The following is a 12,271-nucleotide window of genomic DNA, read 5'->3' on the forward strand; positions in this document are numbered from 1 at the left end:
AACTGACCCTTACTCGTCTTCCCGTCGCGTCTGGTGATCCCGCGGATCGTCGGCGAGCAGGGGCGGCGGGCCGCCGCTCCAGGCGGCCTGGGAGTCCCCGGCCCCCGGCGACGTGGGCGTGGTGCCCCCCGGCAGGAACTGCTCGGCGCCCTCGGGCTGTTCGCCCGGCTCGCCGCCCTCCTGCCCGTCGAAGGTGTCGGCGTCCTGCCCCTGGTCCCCGCCCTGGTCCTGGTCGCCGCTCTCCTCGTTCTCCTCGTTCTCCTCCGCGTCCTCGTCGACCTGGGGAACGATGGCCCCGGTGTCGTCGATCTCCGGCAGGTCGCTGACCGGCGCGGGCAGCAGCGCCGCGTCCTCGTTGACCCCGCCGCCGTCGACGCCGTAGATCGCCTCCCAGATGCGGCGCACCGCGTCGCCGGAGGCGCCGGAACCGGTACCGGCCTGCGAGATGGTCATGACCACGGTGAAGTCGTCGCTGAACGTCGCCAGCCAGGACGAGGTCTGCTGGTCGCCGGAGCCCTCCGCCGTGCCCGTCTTGGCGTGCAGCGGAATCTCGTCCTGCGGCCAGCCGCCGAACTTCCAGGCGGCGCTGCCGGTGGTGACCACCCGCTCCGTGGCCGCCCGCAGGTCGTCGATGGTGCCGTCGTCGGCCGGCAGTTCGCCGGTGGCCTGCGGCTCGAACTCCTCGATCACCTGGCCGTCGGGGGCCACCACGGCCTTGCCGACGGACGGCTGGTAGAGGGTGCCGCCGTTGCCGATCGCCGCGTAGACGCTGGCCAGCTGGATCGGCGTGACCAGCACGTCGCCCTGCCCGATCGAGAAGTTGAGCATGTCACCGGCGCGCATCTTCATGCCCTCGGTGCAGTTCTCCCGCGCGATCCGCGCCGGGTAGTCGTCCCGGTCGCTCTCGGCGACCTCGCACCACGCCTCCTCGTTGGCCTCCCAGTAGTCCTGCTTCCACTGGCGGTCCGGGATGCGGCCCGACGCCTCGTTCGGCAGGTCGATGCCGGTCTGGGTGCCGAGGCCGAAGCCGAGGGCGGTGTTGAAGAAGTAGTCGTTGGGCTCGTCCACCGGGTCGTTGCCGCCGTCCCGCTGCCACTCGCGGTGCGCGAGGCCGTAGAAGACGGTGTTGCAGGACACCTCGATCGCCTGCGTCAGGCTGATCGCGCCGTAGGAGGAGGACTCGAAGTTGCGGAACGTCTGGCCGCCGATGTCGTAGGACGAGCCGCACTCGTAGCGGCCGTCGAAGTCGTAGCCGGCGTTGACCGCGGCCGTCGAGCTGATCACCTTGAACGTCGATCCCGGCGGGCCCTGGCCCTGGATCGCGCGGTTGATCAGCGGGTCGTTGGCGTCCTCGTCGGTCAGCCTGGCGTACTCGTCGCTGGAGATGCCGCCGACCCACACGTTCGGGTCGTAGTCGGGGGCCGAGGCCATCGCGACCACCCGGCCGGTGTCGTTCTCCAGGACCACGGCCGAGCCGGAGTCCGCCTCGTAGTCGCGGCCGGTGATGTCGTCGTGGGTGGCCTGCGCGCGCTCCATGGCGCCGACCAGCTCCTCCTCGACCACCGACTGGAGGCGGGAGTCGAGGCTGGTGACGACGTTGGCGCCGGCCATCGCCGGGTCGTTCTCCGCCTCGCCGAGCACCCGTCCGAACTTGTCCACCTCGTAGCGCGTCACCCCGGACTCGCCCCGCAGGTAGCTGTCGTAGGTGCGTTCCAGCCCTGAGCGCCCGACCTGGTCGGAGCGGAGGAGCGGCGAGTCGGTGTCCTCGGAGTCGGCGACCTCCTCGTCGGTGACCGGCGAGAGATAGCCGAGCACCTGCGCGGCGCGCGAGCCCTCGGGCGCGGGGTAGCGCCGCACGGCGGTCGGCTCGGCGCTCACGCCGGGGAACTCCTCGGCGCGCTCCCTGATCTGGAGCGTCTGCCCGGTCGTCGCCTCGTCGGTGATCGGGATCGGCTGATAGGGAGAACCGTTCCAGCACGGCTGCGGCGTCTCGGAGTCGCAGAGGCGGACCCGGTTGGTGACCTCCTCCTCGCTCAGCTCCAGCAGCTCCGCCAGGTCGACGAGCACCTGCTCGCCGTCGTCCGGCAGCTTGGAGAGCTCGGTGCGGTCGACGGAGACGACCAGCCGGGTCTCGTTGTCGGCGATGGGCACACCACGCGCGTCCACGATGGAGCCGCGGACCGCGGGCTGGATGACCTGCTGCACGTGGTTGCCGGCGGCCTCGGCCGCGAACTCGTCGCCCTGCCGGATCTGGAGGTACCACAGCCGGCCGCCGAGGGTCAGCAGCAGCGAGAAGACCAGTATCTGGATGACGACCAACCGGATCGTGATCCGCGAAGTCCTGCCGGTCTCGGGGATGTTGGTCACAGTCGCTTGACTCCCTTGATGCGCCCCGCACCGTTGCGCGCGGAACGGCTCAGCAACGGGGAACGCTGACGCGCCGCCTTGCCGTAGCGGCTCCGGCGCGGGGAGCGGGGGCGCGCGGCGACTCCGGTCGCGCCCCCGAGCCAGCTGATCGGGTTGTCCGACCCGGTGCCGTCCCCGGAGAGCGGATCACCCTCGCCGCGCCGGGCGGCGGCCATCACCAACGGCACCACGAACGGGGCCAGCAGCAGGTCGTAGATCGTCGCGCTGACCAGCAGCCCGGTCAGCCCCACGTCGCGCGCCGGGGTGTCCCCCACCAGCGCGCCCACGCCCGCGTACAGCAGCGTCGAACTCAGCGCGCCGCCCGCCACCACCAGCATCGGGACGGTGGCGGAACGGTGCTGCCCGTTCTCCGGCCGGGTCAGCCCCGCCGCGTAGCCGATCACGCAGAGCACCAGCGCGTAGCGGCCGACCGCGTGGTCGGCCGGGGGCGCGAGATCGGCGAGGAGGCCGGCGGCGAAGCCGACCAGCGCGCCGCCGGTGTGGCCGTAGACCAGCGCCAGGCCGAGCACGGTCAGCAGCAGCAGGTCGGGCACGGCGCCCGGCAGGCCCAGCCTGGCCAGTATCGTCACCTGCGCCAGCAGCGCGACGAAGACCAGGACGGCCGCCAGCAGGGTGCGGTAGAGACGCATGGTCAGCTCCTGCTCGCCGTGGAATCGCGTTCACGCCCGGGGGCGAGGGCACCGAACTCGGTGCCGTCACCACCGCCCTCACCGTCCCCGCCGGTCTCGTCGCCGTCCTCGTCGGGCGGTGCCAGGCCGTCGGGCTCGGGGAAGTCGTCGGCGGCGCCCTCGTCGCCGGCGTCCTGCCCCTCGTTCGCCTCGCCCTCCTCCTCGGCCTCCGCGTCGTTCTCCGCCGAACGCCGCTCGGCGTCCTCCGGCCGCTCGGGCAGCACGGAGTCGCGCGGGTTGTCCCGGGGCGGGTCGACGACGACGCCGACCAGGTCGAGTTGGGTGAACGTGGCGTAGGGGCGGACCTGGACGGTGCGGGTCAGGTCGCCGTTGGAACGCTCGACGCTGACCACCTCGCCGACCGGGACTCCGGGCACGAAGGGCTTGTTGTCCGCCGAGCCGAAGGTGACCATCCGGTCGCCCTCCGCCACCTCGGCGCGCTGGTTGAGCAGCTGCACCTCAAGGGTGTTGTCGCCGCGCCCCGTCGCGAAGCCCAGCTCCTCGCTGCCCTCCAGGCGCGTGCCGACGGTGAACCCCGGGTCGTTGGCCAGCAGGACCGTCGCCGTGCCCTTGGCGACGGTGGTGACGCGGCCGACGAGGCCGTCGCCGTTGAGCACCGTCATGTCGCGGGCCAGGCCGTCCTCGCTGCCGGCGTCGATCGTGACCGTCCAGGAGAAGCCCTGGCCGGCGCCGATGGCGATGACCTGGGCGCCGACGATGCCGTACTGCCCCGCGCCCGCGGTCTGGAGCAGCTCGTCCAGTTGTGCTATCCGCGACTCGCGGTGCGCGTCGCTGCCCAGCTCCTGGCGGAGCTCGGCGTTCTCCCGCTCCAGCTCGCTGATCCTGTCGTGCCGGTCGCCCGAGTCGCGGACGGCGGCGATCGCGTTGGCGAAGGGGTCGACCGCGCCGGCGACGCCCTCCTCCACCGGGCCGAAGAAGGACGCGGCGGCCTCCCGCGGACCGTCCAGCGGGGAGTCGTCCCCGCCCCGGATGTCCATCGTGATCAGCGCGAAAGCGATGGAGACCAGCAGTACGAGAAGCAGCCGGCTCTCTCGGGTGTCCCTCACGTGCGGCGGCCGTGCCTTTCTGGGTCGGTCAGACGAATCCCTGGGGCCGCCCGGCTGGGCCGGGCGCGCGCCTGGCGACTAGCGCCTCGGCTGGGCGTCCAGAACCTGCTGGAGCGCCTCGAACTCCTCGACGCACTTGCCAGAGCCCAGCGCCACCGAGTCCAGCGGGTCCTCGGCGATGTGGATCGGCATCCCGGTCTCCTGGCGGAGCCGCTCGTCCAGGCCGCGGAGCAGGGCGCCGCCGCCGGTGAGGACGATGCCGCGGTCCATCACGTCGCCGGACAGCTCGGGCGGGCACTTGTCGAGGGTGGTCTTGACCGCGTCGACGATGGCGTTGACGGGCTCCTCCATCGCCTTGCGGACCTCGGCCGAGGAGATGACCACCGTCTTGGGCAGCCCGCTGACCAGGTCGCGGCCACGGATCTCCGTGTGCTCGTCCTGGTCCATCTCGTAGGCCGAGCCGATGGTGATCTTGATGCTCTCGGCGGAGCGCTCGCCCAGCAGCAGGCTGTACTCCTTCTTGATGTGCTGGATGATCGCGTTGTCCAACTCGTCGCCGGCCACCCGGATCGACTGCGCCGTGACGATGCCGCCCAGCGAGATCACCGCGACCTCGGTCGTGCCGCCGCCGATGTCCACCACCATGTTGCCCGTGGCCTCGTGGACGGGAAGGCCGGAACCGATGGCCGCCGCCATGGGCTCCTCGATGATGTGCACCTGCCGCGCGCCGGCCTGCGTCGACGCCTCGATGACCGCCCTGCGCTCGACTCCCGTGATACCGGACGGCACGCACACAACCACCCGGGGGCGGGCGAGATAACGCCTTTTGTGGATTTTCAGAATGAAGTAGCGGAGCATTCGCTCGGTGATCTCGAAGTCGGCGATCACACCGTCCTTGAGCGGACGAACGGCCACGATGTTGCCGGGGGTCCGGCCGATCATCTTCTTCGCCTCGGCACCGACGGCGAGAATGCCACCCGTGTTGGTGTTGATCGCGACGACGGACGGCTCGTTGAGGACAATCCCTCGACCCCTGACGTACACCAGCGTGTTGGCCGTCCCGAGGTCAACTGCCATGTCACGACCGATGAACGACATATTGTTCGCCATAGGGATGCATCTGGCCTTCCAGCTGGAGCGTTATGTGCGGGAGGTCGGCGGAGGGTGCGATGGTATGCGCACGAGGGCCTCTCCCGCCGAGGGGGGAAGAGACGCGGCAATGCCATCGTATCCACGGCCGGACTGACACGGAGCGCCGGAGCGCCGCTTTCGCCATTGTCGGCGGAACCGACCCCACCCTCCCTCATGATGACGTCGCGTTCGGGTGAGGGGTTCCCCTGTCCGACCTTACCGACCGCGGCGGAGCATCGCATTCCACCGTGCCGGCGTGGCCCGGCTTCTTCGCTGACGGGCGCTCAGTTCGACAGGTGCGGGAAGAAGATCTTCATCTCGCGCTCGGCCGACTCCTCGGAGTCCGAGGCGTGGATCAGGTTCTCCCTGACCACGGTGCCGAAGTCGCCCCGCACGGAGCCCGGCGCCGCGGCGATCGGGTCGGTCGGCCCGGCCAGCGTGCGCAGGCCCTCGATGACCCGCTCGCCCTCGACGACCATGGCCACGCTCGGGCCGGACGCCATGAACTCGATCAGGGGTTCGTAGAACGGACGCCCCACGTGCTCCGCGTAGTGCGTCTCCAGGGTCGCGCGCTCCAGCGTGCGCAGTTCGAGCGCGGTGATCCGCCAGCCCGCCTTGCGTTCCACCCGGCCCACGATCTCGCCGATCAGCCCACGGCTGACCGCGTCGGGCTTGAGAAGAACAAGAGTGCGCTGGCTCATGGGGGCGGCTCCTGAGAAAGATGGCAGCGTGGTGGCGGGAGCACCTGGGGCGTGGCGCGCGTGGGCGCGCGGCCCGTGCCTCCGGCCGGTGGGCCGGACGGCGCGGGGAGCGTAAGAGTACCGGGCAGTGCCGGGCGCGCCGCACGCAGGGCCGCTCAACCGGCCGCCGCGCCCGCCTCCCTGGCGGCACGCAGCGCGTCGACCCGGGCGCCGAAGTGGACCGAGGCCCACCACAGCCCGGCGAACGCGGCGCCCAGCACGAACATCGCCGGCAGCACGAAGCCGGCGGCGATCAGCGCGCCCTGGAGCGCCCAGCCCAGCCACACCCCGATCGGGCGGCCGGCGACACCGCACAGCAGCAGGCACAGCAGCATGGCGCCGCCGCAGACCCACCAGAGGGTGGTGGTGGAGACGGTGGACAGCCGGCTGGCGGCCAGCCCCGCCAGGCCGATGACGAAGAACTCGCCCACCAGCGTGCTGGCGCAGAACGTGCGCATCAGCGCCCACCCCGCAGCAGCAGCCTGGCCTCGCCGACGGTGATCACGGAGCCGGTGACCAGCACCCCGGCGGCGGCGTACTCGTGCTCCTCCTCGGCGAGGGCGACGGCCGCCTCGATGGCGTCGTCGAGACGGGGCTCGACCTGGACCCGTTCGGCGCCGAAGACCTCCACCGCGACGGCGGCCAACTCGTCGACGTCGACGGCGCGGGAGGAGGTGTTGCGGGTGACGACGACCTCGGTGAAGATCGGCTCGAACGCCTCCAGCAGCCCCCGCACGTCCTTGCCCCGGGTGGCGCCGACCACTCCGATCAGCCGGCTGAAGCCGAACGCCTCGGTGACGGCGTCCGCGGTGGCGAGCGCGCCGCCCGGGTTGTGCGCCGCGTCCACCAGCACGGTGGGGCTGCTGCGCACCACCTCAAGGCGGCCGGGCGAGGAGACGGAGGCGAACGCGGCGCGCACCACGTCCTGGTCAAGCGGCTGGGCGGGGCGGCCGTCGCCCACCCCGAAGAACGCCTCGACGGCGGCCAGCGCGACCGCCGCGTTGTGCGCCATGTGGGCGCCGTGCAGCGGGAGGAAGACCTCCGGGTACTCCCCGCCGAGGCCGCGCAGCGTCAACAGCTGCCCGCCGACGGCCACCTCCCGGGAGAGCACCCCGAACTCCATGCCCTCCCTGGCCACCGTGGCGTCGACCTCGACGGCCCGGCGCAGCACCACGGAGGCGGCCTCGATCTGCTGCTGGGCGAGGACGACGCGGGCGCCGGGCTTGACGATGCCCGACTTCTCCACGGCGATCCGCTCGGGCGAGGTCCCGAGCCGGTCCGTGTGGTCGAGGCTGATGGGCGTGAGCACGGCGACGGAGCCGTCGATCACGTTGGTGGCGTCCCAGCTGCCGCCCATCCCGACCTCGACGACGGCGACGTCGACGGGGGCGTCGGCGAAGGCCGCGTAGGCCATGCCCGTCAGCACCTCGAAGAAGGACAGCCGGTGTTCCTGCCCCGCGTCGACCAGGTCCAGATAGGGCTGGATGTCCCGGTACGCCTCGACGAAGCGCTCGGCGGCGATCGGGGCGCCGTCCAGGCTGATCCGCTCGGTGATCGACTGGACGTGGGGGCTGCTGTAGCGGCCGGTGCGCAGGTCGAAGCCGGCCAGCAGCGCCTCGATCATCCGGGCCGTGGTCGTCTTGCCGTTGGTGCCGGTGATGTGGATGGCCTGGTAGCTCCGCTGGGGGTCGCCCAGCACGTCCATCAGCGCGGTCATCCGGGCCGTCGACGGGTCGAGCTTGGTCTCGGGCCAGCGGGCCAGCAGCTCCTTCTCCACCTCGGCGAGGGCGCGGTCCAGCTCCGGGTCCTCCGGCCTGGTCGGCAGGTCGCCGCCGGGCGGGCCCGCCTGGGCCCGCAGGGTGCGGCTGCCGGCCTCGATCACGGCCAGGTCCGGGTCGCGGTCGCGCTCGGCGGAGACGATCTGCTCGAACTCCCCGTCGTCGCTCGGCTCGTCGTCGGTCGGGGGGATGCCGGGGAGATCCTCCGGCTCCTGGCCGGGGTCGGGCTGCGCGTCGCTCACGCCGGCCAGTCTACGGAAGCCCTCCCGGTCCCCCGGGGGCCGGGAGGGCGCTCCCCGGGCGCGGGGCCCGGGGAGCGGAGCGGGTCAGCCCGGGAGCTTCGCCAACTGCTCGGTGATCCGCGCGATGTCGGCCTCGGCCGACTCACGGCGGGCGCGGATCTTGGCCACGACGGGCTCGGGCGCCTTGGCGAGGAACGCCTCGTTGCCCAGCTTGGCCGTGGTGCCGGCCAGCTCCTTCTCCGCGGCGGCCAGGTCCTTGGCCAGGCGCTTGCGCTCGGCGGCGAAGTCGATCGCCCCCGAGAGGTCGAGCGCCACGACCGCGCCGGCGGCCGGCAGGCTCGCCGTGGCGCTGAACGCCTCGCCCGCCGGCTCCAGCCGGAGCAGGGAGCGCATCGCCGGCTCGTGCGCGGCCAGGCCGGTCTCCCCCAGGTCGAGGGTGGCCGGGACCCGCTGCCCCGGCTGGAGGCCCTGGTCGGCGCGGAACCTTCGCACCTCGGTGACCAGCTGGCGGACGGCGTCTAGCTCGCGCTCGGCCGCCGCGTCCCGGAACCCCGAGTCGGTCGGCCAGTCGGCGATCACCACGGAGTCGCCGCCGGTCAGCGTGGTCCACAACTCCTCGGTGACGAACGGGACCAGCGGGTGGAGCAGCCGCAGCGTCACGTCCAGCACCTCGCCCAGGACGCGGCGCGCGACCTCGGCCGGGCGCCCGCCGGCGGCGAAGGTGGTCTTGGAGAGCTCCACGTACCAGTCGAAGACCTCGTCCCACGCGAAGTGGAAGAGCGCGTCGCTCAACTTGGCGAACTGGTAGTCGTCGTAGTACGCGTCGACCTCGGCGACCACCGAGTTCAGCCGGGAGAGCACCCAGCGGTCGGTCGCGGACAGCTCGTCCGCGGCCGGCAGCGGGCCCTCGACGGTGGCGCCGTTGAGCAGGGCGAAGCGGGTGGCGTTCCACACCTTGTTCGCGAAGTTCCTCGACGCCTGGACCCAGTCCTCGCCGATCGGCACGTCGACGCCCGGGTTGGCACCCCTGGCGAGCGTGAAACGGACGGCGTCCGAACCGTAGGCGTCCATCCAGTCCAGCGGATCGACCGCGTTCCCAAAGGACTTGGACATCTTCTTGCCGAACTGGTCACGGACCATGCCGTGCAGCGCGATGGTGTGGAACGGCGGGACGCCGTCCATCGCGTACAGGCCGAACATCATCATCCGGGCGACCCAGAAGAAGAGGATGTCGTACCCGGTGACCAGGACCGAGTTCGGATAGAACTTCTCGACGCTCTCCGTGGCGTCCGGCCAGCCGAGCGTGGAGAAGGGCCACAGGCCGGAGGAGAACCAGGTGTCCAGCACGTCGGTGTCCTGATGCCACCCGGGGCCGCTCGGCGGCTCCTCGTCCGGGCCGACGCAGCGGATCTCGCCGTCCGGGCCGTACCAGACCGGGATGCGGTGGCCCCACCACAACTGGCGGGAGATGCACCAGTCGTGGAGGTTGTCCACCCACTCGAAGTACCGGGAGGACATCTCCTTGGGGTGGATCGCGACCCGGCCGTCGCGGACCGCGTCCCCCGCCGCCTCGGCCAACGGGCCGACCCTGACCCACCACTGCATGGACAGCCGGGGCTCGACCGTGGTGTGGCAGCGGGAGCAGTGGCCGACGGAGTGCTGATAGGGGCGCTTCTCCGCGACGACGCGCCCCTCCTCGCGGAGCGCGCCCACGATGGCCGAGCGCGCCTCCAGCCGGTCCAGGCCCTGGAAGGGACCGGGCGCCGTGATCACCGCGTGCTCGTCCATCACCGTCAGCTGCGGCAGTCCGTGCCGGCGGCCGATCTCGAAGTCGTTGGGGTCGTGCGCCGGCGTGACCTTGACCGCGCCGGTGCCGAAGTCCGGGTCCACGTGCGGGTCGGCGACGACCGGGATCGAACGGTCGGTCAGTGGCAGCCGGATCTCGCGGCCGACGAGATGGCGGTACCGCTCGTCGTCCGGGTGGACCGCGACGGCGGTGTCACCCAGCATCGTCTCCGCCCTGGTGGTGGCGACGACCAGCGAGTCCTCACCCTCGCCGTACCGGATGGAGACCAACTCGCCGTCGTCGTCCTGGTACTCGACCTCGATGTCGGAGATGGCCGTCAGACAGCGCGGGCACCAGTTGATGATGCGCTCGGCGCGGTAGATCAACTCGTCGTCGTAGAGGCGCTTGAAGATCGTGTTGACCGCGCGGGAGAGGCCCTCGTCCATCGTGAAGCGCTCGCGCGACCAGGCGACTCCGTCGCCGAGGCGGCGCATCTGCCCCGAGATGGTGCCGCCGGACTCGGCCTTCCACTGCCAGACCCGCTCGACGAACGCCTCACGGCCCAGGTCGTGCCGGGACTTGCCCTCGCCGGCCAACTCGCGCTCCACGCGGTTCTGGGTGGCGATGCCCGCGTGGTCCATGCCCGGCTGCCAGAGGGTCTCGTACCCCTGCATCCGCTTGCGCCGGGTGAGCGCGTCGATGAGCGTGTGCTCGAAGGCGTGGCCCAGGTGGAGACTTCCCGTGACGTTGGGCGGCGGGATGACGATCGTGTACGGCTCCTTGTCGCTGGCCGCGTCCGCCTCGAAGTAACCGCGGTCTACCCAGCGCTCGTACAGCTTCCCCTCTACGTCGGCCGGCGTGTACTGCGTCGGCAGATCTGCGGGGGCGCTGTGGGGCCCGTCGGCGGGCGGCTGAGTGTTCTCGGTCACGGCGGTAAGTCTAGAACGCCCCACTGACACTCGGCGCACCAGTTTCCCCGCGCCGCCGACCGCCCGACGGTCGCCGGTCAACACCCCCGCGCCGCCGGGGAGATCGGCGGGTATGCCCGTTCCGGAAAGAAGCCCGGGGGGACTTGCGCGGAGTGGGGAGATGTGATTGGGGTGGATGTACAGCAAGCCATCTCATCCGACAGGATGTGCTCGACGCTGACGATGTCGGGTTTTTGAGGGGAACACCATGAGTCACAACCAGCCGGGCCCCTACGGGCAGCAGCCCCCGCCGGGGCAGCAGCCCGGGCAGCCCGGCCCGTACGGGGCGCCGCCGCCGCAGGGCGCTCCAGGCGGCGGGCCGAACCCGTACGCCCAGGGCGGCGCACCCGGCGCGCCTCAGGGCCCCGGCTACGGATACCCGCAGCAGCCCGGCGGCGCCCCTGGCCAGCCAGGCCCCTACGGCCAGCCCCAGCCGCCCGGCGCCCCGGGACAGCCCGGGCCCTACGGCCAGCAGCCGCCGCCCGGCCAGTACCCGGGTCAGCCCGGCGCTCCCGGTCAGCCCCCCGGGCCCTACGGCCAGCCGCAGCCGCCCTCGGGCGGTGGCGGCAACAAGACGCTGCTCATCGTGATCGCCTCGATCGTGGCACTCGCCGTGGTCGGCGGCGGCGCCTTCTTCCTGCTCGGCGGCGACGATGACGACGAGGGTGGTGGCGGCGGCGGCGGCAACGCGGGCGGCGACCCCGACGCCAGCTACATGCTGGAGTTCCCGCAGACCACGGGCGAGTACACGGCGGTGCAGCCTCCCACCGGCACCGACGACTTCACCGAGGAGGAGCTCGCCCAGATCGGTCTCACCGACGCGGAGGTCTCCACGGCCACCTACCTGGCCGGGATGACCCCCGAGGAGGCGGCCTCCCTGATGGACCCCTCGGAGCTGGGCTCCACCGAGGTCACCACCCTGTTCACCGTCGGCATGTGGGGCACGGTCGAGGACCCCGCGGGCACGGTGGACGCCTTCCTGGCCTACGGCGCCGAGGAGGCGTCCGGCTCCGGCGGTGAGGTGAACCTGCTCGGCGAGCCCGAGGAGGTGAACCCCGACGGCCTGGACGGCGCGGTCATGAAGTGCCAGCAGGCGGAGTCGCAGGACGCCTTCACCGGCGAGATGGTGCAGGTGCCGCTCTGCGTCTGGGCCGACTACAGCACCGCCGGCTTCATCACGATGCAGCGGCAGTCCGGCCAGGGCAGCACCGAGGTGCCGCTGGAGGAGGCCGGCGAGCACGCCGCCCAGCTGCGTTCGGACTCGCTGGTCGAGGACCAGGGCGGCTCCGGCGGCGCGGGCGAGGGCGAGGGCGACGGCGCCTCCGAGGAGGAGCCGGTGCTCCCGTGAGCGCACACCGCTGACGAGCCAACGCGAGAGGGGCCCCGGACCGGTCGGTCCGGGGCCCCTCTCGTGGCTCGTGCGACTTCGTCGCCGCGGGCGGGCGGGCGCCCGCCACGCGCCTC

9 protein-coding genes are annotated in these 12,271 nt (G+C 72.1%); 1 reads left to right on the forward strand and 8 read right to left on the reverse strand.

Annotated elements, in window-relative coordinates; all coding sequences use genetic code 11:
* Positions 1–9 precede the first annotated feature (9 nt).
* The 8 genes from mrdA to FH715_RS01715 form a co-directional block, all read right to left on the reverse strand.
* Positions 10–2,367, reverse strand: a complete 2,358-nt coding sequence (gene mrdA / locus FH715_RS01680; RefSeq protein ID WP_139640172.1) for a penicillin-binding protein 2 — start codon at positions 2,365–2,367, stop codon at positions 10–12.
* Positions 2,364–3,056 carry a rod shape-determining protein MreD gene (mreD, locus tag FH715_RS01685; protein ID WP_139640173.1) on the reverse strand — a complete coding sequence of 231 codons (693 nt, stop codon included), beginning with the start codon at positions 3,054–3,056 and terminating at the stop codon, positions 2,364–2,366. Before mreD ends, mrdA begins: the two co-directional genes overlap by 4 nt.
* Before the next feature lie 2 nt (positions 3,057–3,058).
* Positions 3,059–4,162 (reverse strand): rod shape-determining protein MreC, encoded by a 1,104-nt coding sequence (mreC, locus tag FH715_RS01690; protein WP_139640174.1) that lies wholly within the window; start codon positions 4,160–4,162, stop codon positions 3,059–3,061.
* Between the two features lie 78 nt (positions 4,163–4,240).
* Positions 4,241–5,260, reverse strand: a complete 1,020-nt coding sequence (locus tag FH715_RS01695) for a rod shape-determining protein (protein ID WP_097233690.1) — start codon at positions 5,258–5,260, stop codon at positions 4,241–4,243.
* A 317-nt stretch (positions 5,261–5,577) separates the two neighbouring features.
* The gene (ndk, locus tag FH715_RS01700) at positions 5,578–5,994 is read right to left on the reverse strand and encodes a nucleoside-diphosphate kinase (protein WP_139640175.1); all 417 of its coding nucleotides are present in this window, start codon (positions 5,992–5,994) and stop codon (positions 5,578–5,580) included.
* Positions 5,995–6,149: 155 nt separating this feature from the next.
* Positions 6,150–6,491, reverse strand: a complete 342-nt coding sequence (locus tag FH715_RS01705; RefSeq protein WP_139640176.1) for a DUF4233 domain-containing protein — start codon at positions 6,489–6,491, stop codon at positions 6,150–6,152.
* Positions 6,491–8,002, reverse strand: coding sequence for a bifunctional tetrahydrofolate synthase/dihydrofolate synthase (gene folC, locus FH715_RS01710; protein ID WP_246108508.1), 1,512 nt, complete (start codon positions 8,000–8,002; stop codon positions 6,491–6,493). Before folC ends, FH715_RS01705 begins: the two co-directional genes overlap by 1 nt.
* Positions 8,003–8,137: 135 nt before the next feature.
* Positions 8,138–10,768: a valine--tRNA ligase gene (locus FH715_RS01715; RefSeq protein WP_139640178.1), complete on the reverse strand. Its 2,631-nt coding sequence runs from the start codon at positions 10,766–10,768 to the stop codon at positions 8,138–8,140.
* Between the two features lie 247 nt (positions 10,769–11,015).
* Between FH715_RS01715 and FH715_RS01720 the strand changes: the two genes are divergently transcribed.
* On the forward strand, positions 11,016–12,155 hold the full coding sequence (locus FH715_RS01720; RefSeq protein ID WP_246108481.1) for a hypothetical protein: 1,140 nt from the start codon (positions 11,016–11,018) through the stop codon (positions 12,153–12,155).
* Positions 12,156–12,271: the final 116 nt, after the last annotated feature.

This window comes from Streptomyces sedi (genome assembly GCF_006335015.1).
GTDB lineage: Bacteria > Actinomycetota > Actinomycetes > Streptomycetales > Streptomycetaceae > Streptomyces > Streptomyces sedi.